14 protein-coding genes and 3 pseudogenes are annotated in these 16,974 nt (G+C 73.2%); 7 read left to right on the top strand and 10 right to left on the bottom strand.

Annotated elements, in window-relative coordinates:
• Positions 1-123 precede the first annotated feature (123 nt).
• The 3 genes from ACZ52J_RS12760 to ACZ52J_RS12750 form a co-directional block, all read right to left on the bottom strand.
• Positions 124-711 (bottom strand): TerD family protein, encoded by a 588-nt coding sequence (locus ACZ52J_RS12760; RefSeq protein WP_360494105.1) that lies wholly within the window; start codon positions 709-711, stop codon positions 124-126.
• A 248-nt stretch (positions 712-959) separates the two neighbouring features.
• The gene (locus ACZ52J_RS12755; RefSeq protein WP_465618131.1) at positions 960-1,604 is read right to left on the bottom strand and encodes a hypothetical protein; all 645 of its coding nucleotides are present in this window, start codon (positions 1,602-1,604) and stop codon (positions 960-962) included.
• On the bottom strand, positions 1,601-2,239 hold the full coding sequence (locus ACZ52J_RS12750) for a class I SAM-dependent methyltransferase (protein WP_465618129.1): 639 nt from the start codon (positions 2,237-2,239) through the stop codon (positions 1,601-1,603). Before ACZ52J_RS12750 ends, ACZ52J_RS12755 begins: the two co-directional genes overlap by 4 nt.
• 118 nt (positions 2,240-2,357) lie before the next feature.
• On the opposite strand from ACZ52J_RS12750, the pseudogene ACZ52J_RS12745 reads away from it, so the two are divergent.
• Positions 2,358-3,437 (top strand): annotated as a pseudogene (locus ACZ52J_RS12745) (glycoside hydrolase family 18 protein); the annotation flags it as partial.
• 76 nt (positions 3,438-3,513) lie between these two features.
• On the opposite strand, the gene ACZ52J_RS12740 reads toward ACZ52J_RS12745, so the two are convergent.
• From ACZ52J_RS12740 to ACZ52J_RS12720, 5 genes are all read right to left on the bottom strand, one after another.
• Positions 3,514-4,284 carry a bestrophin-like domain gene (locus ACZ52J_RS12740; RefSeq protein WP_465618127.1) on the bottom strand — a complete coding sequence of 257 codons (771 nt, stop codon included), beginning with the start codon at positions 4,282-4,284 and terminating at the stop codon, positions 3,514-3,516.
• A gap of 1,388 nt (positions 4,285-5,672) precedes the next feature.
• A complete protein-coding gene (locus ACZ52J_RS12735) occupies positions 5,673-7,079 on the bottom strand; it encodes a family 2B encapsulin nanocompartment shell protein (RefSeq protein ID WP_465618125.1) in 1,407 nt (468 codons plus the stop codon).
• A gap of 670 nt (positions 7,080-7,749) precedes the next feature.
• Positions 7,750-8,262 (bottom strand): hypothetical protein, encoded by a 513-nt coding sequence (locus ACZ52J_RS12730; protein ID WP_360494087.1) that lies wholly within the window; start codon positions 8,260-8,262, stop codon positions 7,750-7,752.
• Between the two features lie 215 nt (positions 8,263-8,477).
• Positions 8,478-9,932 carry a MocR-like pyridoxine biosynthesis transcription factor PdxR gene (pdxR, locus tag ACZ52J_RS12725; RefSeq protein WP_465618122.1) on the bottom strand — a complete coding sequence of 485 codons (1,455 nt, stop codon included), beginning with the start codon at positions 9,930-9,932 and terminating at the stop codon, positions 8,478-8,480.
• A gap of 103 nt (positions 9,933-10,035) precedes the next feature.
• Complete coding sequence (locus ACZ52J_RS12720) at positions 10,036-10,524, bottom strand: universal stress protein (RefSeq protein WP_465618275.1); 489 nt, start codon at positions 10,522-10,524, stop codon at positions 10,036-10,038.
• A 567-nt stretch (positions 10,525-11,091) separates the two neighbouring features.
• Between ACZ52J_RS12720 and ACZ52J_RS12715 the strand changes: the two are divergent.
• Positions 11,092-11,484: pseudogene (locus ACZ52J_RS12715) on the top strand (transglycosylase family protein); the annotation flags it as partial.
• 147 nt (positions 11,485-11,631) lie between these two features.
• Here ACZ52J_RS12715 and ACZ52J_RS12710 read toward each other — a convergent pair.
• Positions 11,632-12,216 (bottom strand): pyridoxamine 5'-phosphate oxidase family protein, encoded by a 585-nt coding sequence (locus ACZ52J_RS12710; RefSeq protein WP_465618120.1) that lies wholly within the window; start codon positions 12,214-12,216, stop codon positions 11,632-11,634.
• Between the two features lie 132 nt (positions 12,217-12,348).
• Here ACZ52J_RS12710 and ACZ52J_RS12705 point away from each other — a divergent pair, with 132 nt between their 5' ends.
• Complete coding sequence (locus tag ACZ52J_RS12705) at positions 12,349-13,245, top strand: helix-turn-helix domain-containing protein (protein WP_465618118.1); 897 nt, start codon at positions 12,349-12,351, stop codon at positions 13,243-13,245.
• A 249-nt stretch (positions 13,246-13,494) separates the two neighbouring features.
• On the opposite strand, the gene ACZ52J_RS12700 is transcribed toward ACZ52J_RS12705, so the two are convergent.
• Positions 13,495-13,929, bottom strand: a complete 435-nt coding sequence (locus ACZ52J_RS12700; RefSeq protein WP_465618116.1) for a CBS domain-containing protein — start codon at positions 13,927-13,929, stop codon at positions 13,495-13,497.
• 299 nt (positions 13,930-14,228) lie between these two features.
• Between ACZ52J_RS12700 and ACZ52J_RS12695 the strand changes: the two genes are divergently transcribed.
• From ACZ52J_RS12695 to ACZ52J_RS12680, 4 genes and pseudogenes are all read left to right on the top strand, one after another.
• The gene (locus ACZ52J_RS12695) at positions 14,229-14,654 is read left to right on the top strand and encodes a VOC family protein (RefSeq protein ID WP_465618114.1); all 426 of its coding nucleotides are present in this window, start codon (positions 14,229-14,231) and stop codon (positions 14,652-14,654) included.
• A 4-nt stretch (positions 14,655-14,658) separates the two neighbouring features.
• Entirely contained in the window at positions 14,659-15,006 is a 348-nt protein-coding gene (locus ACZ52J_RS12690) for an MmcQ/YjbR family DNA-binding protein (protein WP_465618112.1), read from the top strand.
• Positions 15,007-15,127: 121 nt separating this feature from the next.
• Positions 15,128-16,000: pseudogene (ligD, locus tag ACZ52J_RS12685) on the top strand (non-homologous end-joining DNA ligase); the annotation flags it as partial.
• 90 nt (positions 16,001-16,090) lie between these two features.
• The gene (locus tag ACZ52J_RS12680) at positions 16,091-16,945 is read left to right on the top strand and encodes an ATP-dependent DNA ligase (protein ID WP_465618273.1); all 855 of its coding nucleotides are present in this window, start codon (positions 16,091-16,093) and stop codon (positions 16,943-16,945) included.
• Positions 16,946-16,974 lie beyond the last annotated feature (29 nt).

Genomic DNA, 16,974 nt, shown 5'->3' with positions numbered 1-16,974 from the left:
CCTCTTTTTTTCGCTTCCGGTACACGCAAAAAAAATGAGAAGGGGGAGGGGGGAGGGGGAGTGCCTCTCCCCCCCCCTCCTCCAACCCCGCCCCCGCTGCGACCGCCGCCCGTCCGGGCCTGCTCAGAGGTGCTTGACCAGCTCCGGCATCAGGTCCTGGAAGGTCCGCCCGCTGGCCGGCTGGCCGATCGCGGCCATCTGCCAACCGGTCGGCGTGCGCTGCACCTTGGCCATGATCTGCGCGGTGTACGGGCCGCCGCCGGTGAGCGTGTAGCGGGCCAGCTCGGCACCGGTGGTCTCGTCCACGAGCCGGCAGAAAGCCGCCTCGACCTCCTGGAAGGTCTGGCCGGTGAAGGAGTTGACGGTGAAGAGGATCTGATCGACCTCGGCCGACACCGTCGTCAGGTTGACCGTGATCGACTCGTCGTCGGTCGCGCCGCCCGAGCCGCCGACCAGGTTGTCCCCGCTGTGCCGCACCGAGCCGTCGTTGCTGGTGAGGTGCTGGAAGAACACCACGTCCACCGGCCGCCCCTGGGCGAACAGCACCGCCGAGGCGTCCAGGTCGATCTCCCGGCCGGCGGCGAGCAGCTTGGCGAGGAAGCCCTTGCGCTCCGCCGCCTTCCACCCGAGGCCCATCCGGACCAGGCTCAGCTGCCCACCGCCCGGCTTCTCCAGGCTGATCTGCTGCCCCTTGGCCAGCGAAACGCTCATCGCGTCCTCCTCGTTCTGCCACCGCCGCGTGCCGAGAATCTACAGCACTGTAGAAAATTTCCTGATCATCCGACGGGGTCCTGCGAGCACCCCTACCCCGCACTCCCCCTCGCCTCACCCCCGACAACGGTCCGCACACCGACGGAACCGGCGGTCCGACGTCCGGCGTAGCCGTGGAACGGCACCGAACGACCGGGGCAGCACGCTGTCCAGGGCCGACTCTCCTACGCCCTCCCGGCCGGGGCGGATCAGGTGTCGCCGTCCAGCAGGTGCTGCCGCACCTCGTGGAAGGCCCACGGCCCGCGCGCCGGCCGGGAGAACGTCCAGATCGTGTCGAACCGGTCCGGCCAGGCGGCGGGCACGCCGCTGCCGGTGGCGCCGAGCGCTTCGACGATCCGCGGGATCCGCGAGTGCTCCCAGCAGATCAGCACCGGCTGCTCCCCGGCCAGGGCGGAGCCGACCAGCGCGGACTCCTGGGACTCCGCGTACCCGGTGTTCACCGTCAGCCCGAGCCTGCCGGCCAGCGGGGTGACGGTCTGGCGCATCCGGCGTGCGCCGGCCAGCGGGCCGTCATCGGCGGCTGCGAGGATCCTGGCCGGGGTGCGCAGACCGGGCACGGGCGGGGAGAACAACGTGGGCAGCGCCTTCGCGCGGGCCCAGCCGCGCTCGGTGAGCGACTTGCCGTCCGGCTTGCCGGCCTCGTCCAGGCCCGGGTGGCTGCCGTCGGGCTTCTCGCCGTGCCGGATCACCATCACGAAGGCCTCGCGGCCCGGGTCGCTCGGCTCGGGCATCGCGGCGGGCTGCTTCGGCTTCCCTGAGCACCCCGCCAGCACCAGCGGGGCGACGGCCAACAGCCCGCCGAGCACGGCGCGCCGAGCGGGTCCGTCCGTCACCGCGCGGCCCGTTCCAGCCGTACCAGCGCGTCCACGGCGACGCCGCCCGCGCCCCCACCCTTGTGCCCGGGCTCGCCACCGACCGTACGGTGCACCCGCTCGGCGCGGACGGTGCGCAGGCCGAGGTCGGCGAGGTCGGCCCGGACGTCCTCCGGGGTGAAGAGCACGGCCGGGTCCTGCGGGCCGCCGACGCCCTCGGTGAGGTTGCTCAGGTCGTGTCCGACGACCAGCAGGGTGCCGCCGGGGGCGAGCGCGTCGGCGGCGCGGCGCAGCGCGGTGCGGCGGTCCTCGGCAGGGAGCTGGAGGTAGGCGACCAGGACGAGGTCGTAGCCGGCGGCGGGGCCTTCAAAGGTGCGGGCGTCGCCGTGGCGCCAGGTGAGGCGGTCGGCGACCTCGTCGGGCAGGTCGGCGGTGAGCCGTTCGGCGCGTTCCAGGGCGACGGCGGAGAAGTCCAGTCCGGTGACCTCCCAGCCCTGGGCGGCCAGCCAGATGGCGTTGCGGCCTTCGCCGGCGGCCAGGTCGAGGGCGTGGCCGGGAGCGCGGCCGGTCAGTTCGCGGACCACCCACTGGTTGGGCTCGGCGCCCCACACCAGCTCGCTCGCGGCGTAGCGGTCGTCCCAGTCCTGGCTGTCCATCGCGGCTCCTCCGTTCGACGGTCGTTCGACGGGCCTGCTCGTGCCGGTCCTGCCGGTTGCACCGGCCAACCTACCGGGCCGACGAGACCACGACCGGGAACGGTCCAGCGGGCGGACACCCTTGACGGCGAATATTTGTCCCTTCAACCAGCTGCGCCAGCTCAAGGCCGCGTACCCGAACCTGCGGTTCACCATCTCGATCGGCGGCTGGACGTACTCCAAGTACTTCTCCGACGCGGCGGCCACCGACGCCTCCCGGAAGACCTTCGTATCCTCCTGCATCGACATGTTCCTCAAGGGGAACCTGCCGACCGGTGTCGCCGGTGACGCCTCGGGCGGACAGGCCTCGGCCGCGGGCATCTTCGACGGCATCGACCTCGACTGGGAGTACCCCGGCTCGGCCGGCGGCCACACCGGCAACCACTACTCCCCCGCCGACAAGCAGAACTACACGCTGCTGCTGAAGGAGTTCCGCACCCAGCTGGACGCCCTCGGCTCCGCGCAGGGCAAGCGCTACCTGCCGACCGCCGCGCTGCCCAGTGGTCAGGACAAGGTCGCCCAGCTGGAGACCGACAGGATCGGCGCCTACCTGGACTACGCCGACGTGATGTCCTACGACATGCACGGCGCGTGGGACGCCAAGGGCCCGACCAACCACCAGGACCCGCTGCACGACAGCCCGGCCGATCCGACCACGCCGATCACCCCCGGCACCCCCGGCACCCCCGGCACCCCCGGCACCCCCGGCACCCGCAAGTACAACGTGGACACCACGGTCGCCGCGTACACCACCGGCCTGCCCGAGTACGGCATCCCCGGCGGCTTCCCGGCGAGCAAGCTGGTGCTCGGCATCCCGTTCTACTGGCGCGGCTGGACGAGCGTCCCGGCGAGCTCGAACTTCGGCCTCTACCAGAGCGCGACCGGTCCGACGGCCGCCAAGCCGATGAGCCAGGCGGCCGGTCTGGCCGCCTGGAAGGAGCTCAACCCGACCGCGGCGCAGACCCACTGGGACCCGGTCACCGAGAGCAGCTGGGTCTACGACGGCACCGACTTCTGGACCGGTGACACTCCGCAGGCCGTCCAGGCGCGCGGGGCCTACGCCAAGAGCAAGGGGCTGGGCGGCCTGTTCGCCTTCTCCCTGGAGAACGACGACACGGCCGGCACGATGCTCAACTCGACGGGCAGCAGTCTTCGCTGACGTCACATCAGGCGACTGTGAACGGCGACGGCCCGCGCGGGATACCGCCGATTCCGCGCGGGCCGTCCACCGCTGCTCAGCCCTTGAGGTTGAGCGAGGGGAAGAGGTCCTCGAACGGCTGGGTGGTCACCGAGACGCTGCGGGAGAACGGGTTGTCGAAGTCCCAGATCATGAACAGCAGGAAGGCGATCAGCGCGCTGAAGCAGAGTGCCAGGATCAACTCCCGCGGCGTGTTCCGGATCTGCAGCGCGAACAGCATGCCGACCGTCACCACGGCACCGCCGAGCAGTCCGAACCAGACCACGTCCGGCATGGTGGGGCCGGCGTTCTGGCCGCGCGAATTGCGGGCGTCGGAGGCCTGGTCGATCCGGTCCAGGATCGGCTGGTAGGCCTGCGACTCCAGGTCGGAGGCCGGCGGCCGGGTGGCGACGTCCGTCTGCAGCTTCTGCAGCAACTGGCCGCCCTTCTCGGTGAGTTCGCCGTGCTCGCGCATGTAGTCCCACTCGGTGTTCACCACGTACGTGACGTAGGCGTCCACGTCGGCGCGGACCTGGTCGCGGAACTCCACCGGGTAGACCACCGCCCGGTCGCTCACCTCGCGCAGCGACTGCGCCTCCCGGAACAGGTCGTCCTGGGCGGCGCCGCGCCCCTCCCAGACACCCGCGATGGCGAGACCGAGGACGATCGCGTAGACCACCCCGATCATCATCGTGATGTACTCGATGACGTCCGGCGTCTCGTCGGTGCTCTCCACCGTGCGCACGCGGCGGTGCCTCAACAGCACCACCGCCACCACGACGACACAGGCCGCCGCCATGGCGATGACCAACGCCACCCACTCGGACATGGGAACTCCCTTCTCTGGCTTGGCTTGTGACGGAACAGAAAGATCGGAGGCGGCCCCGGGGCCGGAGCGGTCCCGGGGCCGACCGACGGGCGTCGGGGCCCGTGGTGGGTCAGGACCGGCCCGCGCGGCCTCGACCGCGGCCGCCGCCACCGCCCGGGCGCAGGGCCGCCGCCGCGAGCACGGCGGGGACCATGACCAGCAGCATCGTCTTGGTCATCGAGGCGCCGTGGTGACGCTGCGGCACACTCATCGGCTTCGAAACGGGCACGTGGAACGTCGGCCGCGCCGACGGCACCGGCCACAGCGGGCTCGGGCGCACCGGGCTCGGCGGGGCGGCGCTCAGGGCCGCCGGACTGGGCACGACCGGACTCGGCACGACCGGGACAGCGGGTGGCGGCGGGACCGGCGCGGGAGCGGGCGGATCCGGAGCGGGAGCCGGGGGTGCCGGGGCCGCAGGTACGGGCGGCGGCGGCGCGGGCGGCGACGGGGGCGGCGGGGTGGGAGCCGGCGTCGGGCTGGGCGTGGGGGTCGGCGTACGCGTGGGGGTCGGCGTCGGCGTGGGGGTCGGCGTAAAAGTCGGGGTCGGCGTGGGGGTGGGCGCATGGGTCGGCGTAGGTGTAGGCGTGGGCGTCGGACTCGGGCAGGGGTGCGGGTGGTGATGGTGGTGACCCCAGTCGTGCCAGTCGTGCCAGCTATGCCCCCCGCGCTCGCCGTGCCCGTCCGGCCCCTCGTGCTCGTCGTCCGGCCGCCCGGGCTCCGGCCGTGGTCCCGCCGAGGACGAGGGAGCCGCCGGGAGGGGAGTGGCCCGGGGCGTGTGGCACGGGTGGTGGCCTGACGGGGGCCTGTGGCCGTGGTGTCCGGTACCGGCGTTGGGGGCGACGCTGACGCCGACCTGGACGTCGACGCCCACCCCGACGCCCACGCTGCCGCCCGGCCCCACCGACACCGACACGTCGGTCTCGGTGCAGACGCAGGTGTCCACGGCCGGGCCGTGCGGATACCCTCCGGCGTGCTCGGCCCCGGACGCGGTCGCGCCGGTGGCCAGTGCGCACATCGCGACCACGCCGACCGCCGCGCCGATCAGCCGTACCCGCCGCCCGGAGACCGCCGACCCGCCGGCGTGCAGCGGTATCCGGCGTAACTGCCGACGCTGGGACATGGGCTCCACACACCTCTCGGGTCGCATGGGGGGAAGGACGGGACAAGACAGGACCGGCCGGAAGCGGTCGGCTCCCGGCCGAGAATCGATCGGACACGACCAAAAGTGGTCAAACGCGCGGCGGACGGCCCACCTCCGGGGGTGAGCCGTCCGTCATCAGGTCAAACGATCTTGGTGCCGGCCGGTTACGGCCCGCACGCACTGTTCCGCACGAACGTGTTCCGCGCGCTCAGTGGCGGCGGTGCGCGATCTCGACGTTCTCCAGCACACCGACCGCGTCCGGCACCAGGATCGCGGCCGAGTAGTAGGCGCTGACCAGGTACGAGATGATCGCCTTCTCGTCGATCCCCATGAAGCGGACCGAGAGGGACGGCTGGTACTCGTCCGGGATGCCGGTCTGGTGCAGGCCGATCACGCCCTGGTTGTCCTCACCGGCACGGATCACGAGGATCGAGCTCGTGTTCTCCTTGGTGATCGGGATCTTGTTGCAGGGCAGGATCGGTACCCCGCGCCAGGCCGGCACCTGCTGCCCGCCGAGGTCGACGTGGGTGGGGTACAGGCCCCGCGCGTTGAACTCGCGGCCGATCGCGGCGATGGTCCGCGGGTGGGCCAGCAGGTAGTCGGGGTCGCGGCGGCGGCTGAGCAGCTCGTCCAGGTCGTCCGGGGTGGGCGGGCCGGAGTGGGTCTGGATCCGCTGGTCGAAGTCGGCGTTGTTGAGCAGGCCGAACTCCGGGTTGTTGACGAGCTCGTGCTCCTGGCGCTCGCGCAGGGCCTCGATGGTCAGCCGGAGCTGGTGCTCGATCTGGTTCATCGGCTGGTTGTACAGGTCCGCGACGCGAGTGTGGACCTTGAGGATGGTCTGCGCGACGCTCAGCTCGTACTCACGCGGATTGAGCTCGTAGTCCACGAAGGCGCCGGGGAGCTCGTACTCGCCGTGGTGACCGGCCGACATGGCGATCTCGGCCTCGCCGCGCTCGTTCTGGGCCTGCAGCGGCAGGGCCAGGAAGGCCTGCAGGTGCTCCTGCAGGCTGGGCGCGTTGTCCCGGATGGCGGCGAAGTCCGCCCGGGTCAGGGTGAGGGCCACACCGGAGGTGACGGTCTTGGCGGTGCAGTCCCAGACGGCGTCCGGGTTCAACAGGGAGTCGTCACCGAAGCGGTCGCCGTCGGCGGCCACGCCGATCTCGGTCTCGTCGCCGTACTTGCCGGTGCCGAACAGGTTGATCCTGCCGTGCGCGATCAGGAAGATCCGGTCGGCGGCCTCGCCCTGGGTGGCGAGCACCTCACCGGGGCCGAAGTCCCGCTGCTGGCAGCGGTCGGCCAGGGCGGTGAGCACATCCTCGTCCTCGAAGCCGCGCAGCAGGGCCAACTCACCCAGCTCCGCCGGGATCACCCGGACCTGGGAACCGGTCTTGATGAACTCCACCACGCCGTTGCCCACGGTGTAGGTGAGCCGACGGTTCACCCGGTAGGCGCCACCGGCGGCCTGCACCCAGGGGAGCACCTTGAGCAGCCAGCGGGAGGTGATCTCCTGCATCTGCGGTGCGGACTTGGTCGTGGTGGCAAGGTTGCGTGCAGCGGCCGTCGCAAGGCTCTGCTGCTTGACCTGCTCTGTCTCCGGGCTCGTGTCCACGGGCATCGGCAGGGGTCTCCATTCCTGTGGTCGGGTCACGCGGCCAGGGCCGTACGAACGAACCGCCCTGGCGCATGCCGTGACGGATCCTCAGATCCGTATATCGGTGGGGGCGTTGGCGAACTGTCGCGATGCGGCCGCCCTCTCCCGGCGGCCCATCCGGAACCCTAGATCACCAGAACCCGACCAAGGCCGTACGGACGCCCAGTACCCCCCGATAGGGTGAATCTCGCGTGGTCCGCCCCCACCGCCCCGAAAACCGGAGGAACATCCGTTCGCACCTGCGATCCCCGTGCTGCCAATGGCTTTCCCACCCGTCCCCGACCCCGTCGGACGGCCCCGGCGGCCACCGGCCGGCGTCAACCCGGCACACCGGTCGGACGGTTCAGGCCACCTCAAAACCCGCGTCGCACCCGGTCGAGCCGCAGACAAGCCAAGTCGGACGACATCGGCAGGCCGGGGAGATCGACCGGACCGACCGGGCCATGGGGCATCGAGGCACGCGTGCGCCCGGCCTGCCATCCGCCCACGACGCCGCGGACGGCCCGTCAGGTGCCGGAACGGGGGCGGCCGGCACCTGACGGGGGAACGGGGGATGCGCAGTGGGGGCGTGCGCCGGGGACGGTCGCGGGCCCGCGCCGGGTCGGGATCGGTTCGAGACCGGGTCGCTCTCGGGTCAGGCGCAGGCGACCTGGGTGCCGGGGACACCGACGATGCCCGCGTTGTTGCTCAGCCCTGCGTTGTACTCGTAGTACAGGTAGGAGTAGAAGTCGATCCGGGTGGCGTCGCCGCAGGCCGAGTCCGGGGCGATGGCGTAGGTCACCGTGAAGGTGCTGCTGGCGCCGGGTCCGAGCGGCACGTTGTACCGGGCGATGCCGCCGTGGACGTTGTCACTGCAGCCGTTGGTCTGGGTGCCGCAGGCGGTCTCGGTGAACTTGAGGCCGGTCTGCAGGCTGGTTCCGTAGGTCTCCTGGACACTCTGGTAGACGAATTGGATCGGGGTGTCGTAAGGGTTGGTGAGCGTCAGCGTGAGCGTGAACTCGCCGCCCCGGACGGTCGTCTGCTTGTCGGAGACGGCGGTGAGGGGCAGCGGGGTGTCGGCCCGGGCGGGAGCGGCGGAGAGGAGCAGACCGACGACGAGGGCCGGGCACGCGACGAGCGCGGCGCGGATCGGATGTGTTCTGCGCATGACCAAGGAGCGTAAGCGGCGGCACCGCGTGGGCTGCTCTCCTCAGCCCGGTTCCGTACCGACGCAGGAGCGGTGCGCGGACGCCGTGGACCGGCAAGTCGCGTTCCGGCCCCACCGGGGCGCCCGGGAGCCTATCCTTCGCCGCTCCCCCGCCCTCGGTCTCCCGCTCACACCCCGGCCCGAGGCCCCCGCCCTGAGGACTCAGCCCTCAGGACTCAGGCGGACGGCGGCAGGATGTCGCAGAGCGCCTCGACCGCCGCCGTGTAGGCGTGGTCGGGCGGCGTGGCGTAGCCGACCACCAGCCCGTCGACGGCCGGCATGGCCTCGGGGGTGATCGCCGGGTGCCGGAAGTCGGCGAGGCCGTCGACGGCCAGGCCCCGGTAGGCGGCAGCCTTGAGCACCGAGCGCTCGGTGCCGGGCTCCAGCCGCAGCACCGCGTGCAGGCCGGCCGCGATGCCGGACACCTCGACGTGCGGGGCGTTCACCGCGAGTGCGGCCACCAGCTGGTCGCGGCGGTCCCGGTAGTGGCGGCGCATCCGGCGCACGTGCCGGTCGTAGCCGCCGGAGTCGATGAACTCGGCGAGGGTCAGCTGGTCCAACGCGCTGGCCCAGCCCTCGCGTTCGCCCTTGGCGGCGAGCGCCCGGTCGACCAGGTGGTCCGGCAGCACCATCCAGCCGAGGCGCAGCGCGGGGGTGAGGCTCTTGCTGGCGCTGCCGAGGTAGACCACCCGCTCCGGGTCGAGGCCCTGGACGGCGCCGACCGGCTGGCGGTCGTAGCGGAACTCGCCGTCGTAGTCGTCCTCCAGGACCAGTGCGCCGCGGCCGCGCGCCCAGTCGACCACGGCGGCGCGGCGGCCCGGGTTCAGCGGGCCGCCGGTGGGGAACTGGTGGGCGGGGGTGAGCAGGGCCGTACGGACGGTCCTGTGGTGCGCCAACTCGTCGACGAGGGCGCCCTGTTCGTCGATCGGCAGCGGCACGGCTGTGACCCCGGCGGCGGCCAGCAGCCCGTGGTGGAAGCCCAGGCCGTACGCCTCGACGGCCAGCGGCCCGTTCTCGGCGGGCGGCAGGACGGGCCTTGCGCCGTCGAAGAGCAGCCGCAGCGCGTGGGCGAAGCCGGAGCAGATCACGATCCGGTCCGGGTCGGTGCGCACCCCCCGGGCGCGGGCCAGGTAGTCGGCGAGGACGGTGCGCAGCTCGCGCCGGCCCTGCGGATCGCCGGGGCCGAAGGCCTCGTTGGGCGCGGCGGTGAGGGCCCGGCGGGCGGCGGCCAGCCAGGCGGCACGGGGGAAGGAGGCGCCGTCGGGCTGGCCCTGGCGCAGGTCGTGCCGGGGCCCGGGGCGGCGCGAGGGCCGGCGGGCCTGGGCGGGCGGGACGGGTTCGGCGCGTTCGGCGACGGTGGTGCCGGATCCCTGACGAGCGGTCAGCCAGCCCTCGGCGACGAGTTCGGCGTAGGCCTCGGCGGCGGTGTTGCGGGCCAGGCCGAGGTCGGCGGCGAGCGTCCGGTACGGCGGCAGGCGGGTGCCGGGCGCCAGCCGGCCGCTGCGGATCGCCTCGCGCAGGGCCGTCATCAGTGCGGCGCGGCGGCCGCCGGTGGCGGGGAGGTCGAGGTGCAGGTCGTTGCCGGTCGGGTGGGCGGGCTCGGAAAGGTGCGTGCCCCGCGTGTCCGTCATGTTCACGCACCCTACCCGCCGCCCCGTCCCCGCCCGGCGGGCGGTCGGCCCGGGCGGCGGGCGCACCCGGGCCTGCGGACGGACGACAGTCACCGGCCGGCTCTTAGGGGACGACGGTCACCGGCCAGCGGCCCGCCTTCACCAGCCGGACCGCCACCGATCCGATCACCTTGTGCCCGGCCTGCTCGGAGACCCCGACCACCACGGCGTCCGCGCGCAGCTCGTCGGCCAGCTTGGCCAGCCCGCCGTACGGGTCGCCGCGCATGGTCAGGAAGCGCCAGTCCACCTTCCACACCTCGCGCACCCGGTCCTCGGCCTCGCGCAGGGCGGCCAGCAGTTCCTCGGCGATCTCCTGGGTGGTCTCCTCCACCGCGGCCCCGGCCAGGGCGGTCGCGGCGCCGAGGATCGGCTGGACGTAGGCCACCGCGAGGACGGCGCCCTGCCGGCGGGCCAGTCCGGCGGCGTAGGCGGTGGCGCGCCAGGAGGAGTCGGAGCCGTCCAGCCCCGCCAGGATCACCTTGGGCCCGTCGGTCCCCAGCTCGAAGCCCTGTGGTGCGACCGCGACCTCGTGCTCCTCGGCGCCGTTCGGCATCCCGACCGGTACCCCGGCGCCGGCCGCCCCTCCTGTCGTGGCGTCCGCTGCTCCCGCGTCCGCCGCGTCCGCTGCTTCGCTCTCGTTGCTCATGGCCCAGAGGCTATTCCGGGCACCGTGAGTGAGCGCAGCGGGCGCTCCGGGTGAGCCCTGTGGTGCGGGCCACCCGGAGCGGCGGCGGGCGCGGCGGATTCGGCACCGGCGGCGGGCGGGCCGTCACGCGCTGTCGACGATGTGCGCGGCCTCACAGGACTTTCGCTGTGGTGCGGGCCACTTCCCGGCGGTATTCGATCTTGGAAATGGGTGCAAAACGGGCGAAATAGGCACAATTCCTTGATCCTTACGCCCGGTAACGGCCCCCTGACGTGCCTAAACCTTCAAATCCTTGAATCGGCCCCGGCCACCCCCGTAACTTCGAACCCGTTGCACCGAGCGATCCGCTCCGGACGGGCCTCACCGCCCCCGAGCAGGAACGGTGCCGAACCACGCGAGTGACGTGTCCCCGAAACCAACGGCCTTCCGAGGGCCTGGTTCCGCGTGCTCGCAACCCCCTCCGAAAGGAAATTCATGACCTTCCGTAACGAGACCGCCGCTGCCACCACCACTGCCACCCCGAAGCGCCGCAACCGCGTCCGGATGGCTCTGATGGCCGGGGCGCTCACCGCCCTGCCCGTGGCCGGCCTCGTCACGGCCACCGGTGCCTCCGCTGCGCCGGCCACCGTCTGGGACAAGGTCGCCTCCTGCGAGGCCACCGGCAACTGGGCCATCAACTCCGGCAACGGCTTCTACGGCGGCCTCCAGTTCACCTCCAGCACCTGGGCGGCCTTCGGCGGCACCTCCTTCGCCCCGCGCGCCGACCTGGCCACCAAGGACCAGCAGATCTCCGTCGGCGAGAAGGTCCTCGCGGCCCAGGGCCCGGGCGCCTGGCCGATCTGCTCCGTCAAGGCCGGTCTGAGCAAGTAAGACCCCCACGAAGCGCCGCACCCCTGCCGGGTGCGGCGGCTTCGTCATGCCATCAGCCCCGCCCGCGGCGGTGATCTGCCAAGCCGGCGATCCCGTCGGGCCGGCGATCTTCCTGGCCGGTGATCTGCCTGGCCGACGATCCCGTCAGGCGGACCGGGGCGGGAGCGGCAGCGGGACGGCGGGCAGGCCGTCGAGGCTGGTGCCGACGAGCGGCTTGCCCTCGCAGTAGGCGCCGAACCCCTCCTCGCCCTTGCGTTCGAAGTACTGGGCGTGCAGGTCGCGATCGGCGCGGTAGTCCATGAACGGCACCGCGTACCCGCAGGAGTCGCTGACCCGCTCGGCCCTGACCAGCACGATCGCCCGCAGGGCCGACCCGTCCGCAGCGGGGTCGAAGTGGCCGAGCAGCTCGGCGAAGCGCGGGTCGTCACGGAAGATCGCCTCGCCCCGGCCGTGCACCCGCACCACGGTCGGCGGTCCCTCGAAGGAGCACCACATCAGGGTGATCCGGCCGTTCTCCCGCAGATGGGCGACGGTCTCGGCCTGCGAACCGCCGAAGTCCAGGTAGGCGAGGGTGAGTTCGTCGATCACCGCAAGCGTTCCCGAGCGGCCCTTGGGCGAGAGGTTGACGTGCCCGTCGGCGGCCAGCGGGGCCGTGGCGACGAAGTAGACCGGCTGGCTCTCGATGAACCGGCGCAGCCGACCTTCGATGCATTCGTACTGCTTTCCCATGGGCGCGAGTATGCCCGCATCTCGACTGGCCAGAAAGGAAGATCCACTCCCCGAGACGCCCCGGAGCTGTCGACGGTGCGCCTAGGATGGCTCGTACACATGTCACCCGCCCGGCCGAGCACGGGAGTTGAGATGGCCCGGAGCACCCTCCCGACAACCCCTCCGGAGACGGTCCTCGGCACGCCCGCCGAGCCCCTGCGCCGGTACGTCCTCGGCTACCGCGGCTACCGGCTGGACCTGCGGCAGCCGCGCCGCCGGCTGGAGGTGCCGACGGACGTCGTCACGGTGGCACTCGCCTTCGAGGGCACCATGCGCCTCGTCGACGCCGTCTCCCCCGCGCCCGCCACCTCCTTCGGATCGGTCGCGGCCGGGCTGCGCCGCACCGCGACGATCGCCGAACACACGGGCGTCCTGCACGGGTTGGCCGTCTCGCTCACCCCGCAGGGCGCGTTCCGGGCGTTCGGTCCGCTGGCCGGCGACCTCGGCGGGCAGTGGGCCGAGGCGGGCGACGTCCTGGGCCCGCGGCTGGGGGCGCTCACCGACCGGCTCGCCCACACCCCGAGCTGGCCGGCCCGGTTCGCCATGCTCGACGGGTACTTCGCCGCACTGTTCGCGTACGGCCCGGACTGGGAACCGTCCGTCCGCTGGGCCTGGCACCAACTGCGGCGCTCGCACGGGCAGGTGCCGATCCACACCCTGGTCGAGGGCACCGGCTGGAGCCGCCGCCGGCTGGAACTACGCTTCCGCGAGCACCTCGGCGTGGCCCCCAAGCAGGCCGCCGGGATCCTCCGCCTCCAGCGCACCCTCGGTGCCCTGGCCGCCCGAGAGGGCCGCTCCACCGGCGCCGACCTCGCCGCGCTCTGCGGCTACTACGACCAGTCCCACCTCGACCGCAGCTTCCGCGGCATGGTCGGCTGCTCACCGCGCGAGTTCCTGGCCTCGCGGAGCGGCGCCGCCACCCTGCCGGAGCCCACCGACCGGGTGGCGGGACGGGTGACCAGCGCCGTCCTCGACGTCGGCGCCGCGTAGGGCCGGCGCCGCGTAGGCGGACTCAGCGTAGGGCCGGAGCAGCGTAGGCCGACTCGCTTTCGGACCGCGTGCGCATTCGTACAAGACGCACGGCGGCCCCGACCGGCACCTTCGAATGGCCCGGCCGGTACAGGGGACCGGCCGGTCACGGCGCGCGGACGGGGCCGGGGCTCAGGTCGGAAATCGGCCGAGCCCGGTCACCGCGTCATGTCCTGACGTCAGGACGCTGCGTCAGGTCACCAGGTGAGGTCACTGCTTCATGTAGACGCCGTCCATGAAGTCGATGATCTGCTGGTCCGTCAGCCGCTGGCCGTTGCGGTGGCCCATCGCCAGGTCGGCCTCGCTGATCATGCCCACCAGCCGCTCGCCGTCGATCACGGGGATGCGCCGGATCTGGTGCTGCTCCATCTTGCGCAGCACCGCGTCCATGCTGTCGTCGGCGCGCACGCAGTGCAGGTGGCCGGACAGGTCCATGGCCGTCATCGTGGAAGGGTCCTTGCCCTCGGCGATACAGCGCAGCACGATGTCGCGGTCGGTGATGATGCCCTTGAGCTTCTGGTCGTCGCCGCAGATCGGCAACGCACCCACGTTCTTGTCGCGCATCATCTTCGCGGCCTCGGCCAGCGTCTGGTGGGCGCCGATGCACTGGGCGCCGGTGTGCATGATGTCTCGGGCAGTGGTCACGGGGACTCCTTCGTCGGTGATTCCCCCCGCTTCCCCCCGGGTGGCGCTCCCCCGCGCGCTCGGCTCGGGCGCGAACGGGGTGACCGCGCCCTCACCATAAGCAACACCGCGCGGGTCCGCGACCGCGCCAGGGGACCGCTTCCACCTGCGGGAGCGGTTCCGGCGCAAGACCGGGCTCACCCGGAGGCGGCGACGTTCCGAGACGTCCGAGGCGGGGCGGGCAGGGCAGGCGGGGCGGCCGCAGAGTGGAGGCGTAGCGGAATCCCGCACCTTCCCTGACCGGTCCCGAGGAGAGAGCCATGGACGCCACCGAGACCCCCGCCCCGCAGGTCTGGCCCAGCCTGCGGGCCACCGACGCCCGGGCGCTGATCCGCTTCCTGGTCGAGGCCTTCGGCTTTCAGGAGGTCGTCGCCTACGGTGAGGGCGATTTCGTCGCCCACGCCGAGCTGGCCTGGCCCGAGGGCGGCGGCGTGATGCTCGGCTCGGACCGTGAGACGCCCGACGGCGCCTCGCCCTGGCCCGGCAAGCCCGGCGGCTTCACCGCGTACGTGGTCACCGCCGACCCGGACGCCGTGCACGCCCGCGCGGTGGCCGCCGGCGCCCGGATCACCACCGCGCCGTACGACACGGACTACGGCTCGCGCGACTTCGCCGCCGCCGACCCGGAGGGCAACCGCTGGTACTTCGGCACCTATCCGGGCGCGCCCCGTCCGGCCGTGGGGTGACGCGGTGCCCACGCCGGTGGACCGGCTGCGGGCGCTCTGCCTGGCGCTGCCGGAGGTCGAGGAGCGGATCAGCCACGGGGAGCCGACCTGGTTCGCGGGCTCCGGCCGCCGGGCCCGGGTGTTCGTGATGCTCTCCGACCACCACCACGACGACCGCCTCGGTTTCTGGTGCGCGGCGCCCGGCGGCGCGCAGGAACGCATGACCGGCGAGGACCCCGACCGCTACTTCCGGCCGCCGTACGTGGGTCACCGGGGCTGGCTGGGCGTGTACCTCGACGGGCCGGCGCCGGACTGGGCCCGGATCGAGGACCTGGTCGCGGACGCCCACGCGCTGGTCGGCCCGGGGCGGTAGCCCCCACCCGCGCGCCCGGGGCCCGCGCACCGCACGGGCCCCGGGCGGGCGCCGCCGAAGCGGGGCAGACTGGCTGCGGGGGCCACCCAACCGGAGGCTTCGGAGCCGCACCGTGCCGCAGATGACGGTGGACGGGCGCACTCTCGCCCTCTCCCACCTCGACAAGGTGTACTACCCGCGCACCGGCACCCTCAAGGGCGAGGTGCTGCGCTACTACGCCGCCGTCCACACCGCCCTGCTCCCCCACCTGCGGGATCGCCCGGTGTCCTTCCTGCGCTGCCCGGACGGCGTCGAGGCGGAGGTCTTCGTCGCCAAGAACCCGCCCCCGGGCACCCCGGACTGGGTGCGCACCGTCGAGGTCCCGAGCAACACCGGCGAGCTGTGGCAGGTGGTGCTGGAGGACGGCGCGGCGCTGTTGTCCGTCGCCAACCTGGGCTGCCTGGAGCTGCACGTCCCGCAGTGGCACGCGGCCGCGCCCGCGCTCGCCGACCGGCTCGTCCTGGACCTCGACCCCGGCGAGGGCGCGGACGTCCTCACCTGCCGGGCGGTCGCGCTGCTGCTGCGCGAACGGCTGGCGGCGGACGGCCTCACCGCCTGGGTGAAGACCTCCGGTTCCAAGGGCCTGCACCTGCTGGTCCCGATCGAGCCCACGCCCAGCACCCGGGTCTCCGCCTACGCGAAGGAGCTGGCCGCCGCTCTGGAGGCCGAGCACCCGGAGCTGGCGGTGCACACCATGGCGAAGGCCCGGCGCCGGGGGCGGGTACTGGTCGACTGGTCGCAGAACAACGCCAAGAAGACCACCGCGGCGCCGTACACCCTGCGGGCCCGGCCGCTGCCGACGGTCTCCACCCCGCTGTCCTGGGCCGAGCTGGAGCGGGCGGGCGGCGAGCAGGACCTGACGTTCACGCTCGCCGAGGTCCCCGACCGGCTGGCCGCCCACGGCGACCTGTTCGCCCCGCTGCTGGACCCGGACCGGGCCCGCCCGCTGCCGTCCGCTCCCTCGACGGCGGCGCCGCAGCAGCCGCAGGCCCGGGAGTCGTCGCGCCGGCAGGCACGGCAGGTCCTGCAGCCGCCCGTCGAGGTGATGCGCCCCGCCGCCGTCACCGCCGTACCGCCCGCCGACGGGCTGGGCGGCGGTGGCGTGCAGTACGAACTGAAACTGGACGGCTTCCGCTGCATCGCCTTCGCCCGCGGCGACCGGCCGCCGGTCCTGCAGTCCCGCACCGGCCGCGACCTCGCCCCCGAGTTCCCGCCGATCGCCGCCGCCGTCGGCCGGCTGCCCGAGGGGCTGGTCCTGGACGCCGAACTGGTCGCCTGGCGCGGCGGCCGGTTCGCCTTCGGCGAGCTGCTGCGCACCCGCCAGGCCCGCGCCGCCGCCCCGGACGTCGCGCTCGGCCTGATCGCCTTCGACCTGCTGGCCCTGCCCGGCCGCGACGTCCGCCGGCTCCCGCTCACCGACCGCCGCCGCCTGCTGCTCGCCGCCCTGGCCGACGTCCCGCCGCCGATCCAGCCGGTGATGGCGACCACCGACCGGACGGAGGCACTGGAGTGGATGGAACAGCTCGCCGACACCGGGGTGGAGGGCCTCGTCTGCAAGGCCGCCGGCTCCCCCTACCGGCCGCGCGGCGCCGGGCACGCCTGGGTCAAGTACCGCCGCAGCGACACCCTCGACGCCACCGTCCGCGCCGTCACCGGCCCGGCCGCCCGCCCGCACGCGCTGATCCTCCGGCTCGACGACGGCCGGGTCTTCCTGACGACGCCCCGGCTCACCGCCGTCCAGTCCCGCGAGGTCGCCGACGTGACCCGCCCCCTCCTCGGCCCGGCCACCACCGACCCCGACCACGGCCCGGTCCACCCCCTGACCGGCCCGCTGCGCGCCGAAATCACCCTCACCGGCCGCCCGCCCACCGCCACCTTCGTCCGCCTCCGGGGCGACTGACGCCACCCCGTGCCGACGGTGGCCTCCCG

The sequence above is a fragment of the Kitasatospora sp. NPDC034035 genome (assembly GCF_055575755.1).
Note: the sequence above shows the minus strand (reverse complement) of the source record. Positions and strands in the feature narration are given on the sequence as shown.

What these genes read in the sequence shown, in the direction of transcription:
- ACZ52J_RS12730 (WP_360494087.1), bottom strand. Translation starts at nt 8,262, where the DNA reads ATGCGCAGAACACATCCGATCCGCGCCGCGCTCGTCGCGTGCCCGGCC.
- ACZ52J_RS12750 (WP_465618129.1), bottom strand. Translation starts at nt 2,239, where the DNA reads ATGGACAGCCAGGACTGGGACGACCGCTACGCCGCGAGCGAGCTGGTG.
- ACZ52J_RS12735 (WP_465618125.1), bottom strand. Translation starts at nt 7,079, where the DNA reads ATGCCCGTGGACACGAGCCCGGAGACAGAGCAGGTCAAGCAGCAGAGC.
- ACZ52J_RS12760 (WP_360494105.1), bottom strand. Translation starts at nt 711, where the DNA reads ATGAGCGTTTCGCTGGCCAAGGGGCAGCAGATCAGCCTGGAGAAGCCG.
- ACZ52J_RS12695 (WP_465618114.1), top strand. Translation starts at nt 14,229, where the DNA reads ATGGACGCCACCGAGACCCCCGCCCCGCAGGTCTGGCCCAGCCTGCGG.
- ACZ52J_RS12705 (WP_465618118.1), top strand. Translation starts at nt 12,349, where the DNA reads ATGGCCCGGAGCACCCTCCCGACAACCCCTCCGGAGACGGTCCTCGGC.
- ACZ52J_RS12710 (WP_465618120.1), bottom strand. Translation starts at nt 12,216, where the DNA reads ATGGGAAAGCAGTACGAATGCATCGAAGGTCGGCTGCGCCGGTTCATC.
- ACZ52J_RS12740 (WP_465618127.1), bottom strand. Translation starts at nt 4,284, where the DNA reads ATGTCCGAGTGGGTGGCGTTGGTCATCGCCATGGCGGCGGCCTGTGTC.
- pdxR (WP_465618122.1), bottom strand. Translation starts at nt 9,932, where the DNA reads ATGACGGACACGCGGGGCACGCACCTTTCCGAGCCCGCCCACCCGACC.
- ACZ52J_RS12680 (WP_465618273.1), top strand. Translation starts at nt 16,091, where the DNA reads ATGCGCCCCGCCGCCGTCACCGCCGTACCGCCCGCCGACGGGCTGGGC.
- ACZ52J_RS12720 (WP_465618275.1), bottom strand. Translation starts at nt 10,524, where the DNA reads ATGCCGAACGGCGCCGAGGAGCACGAGGTCGCGGTCGCACCACAGGGC.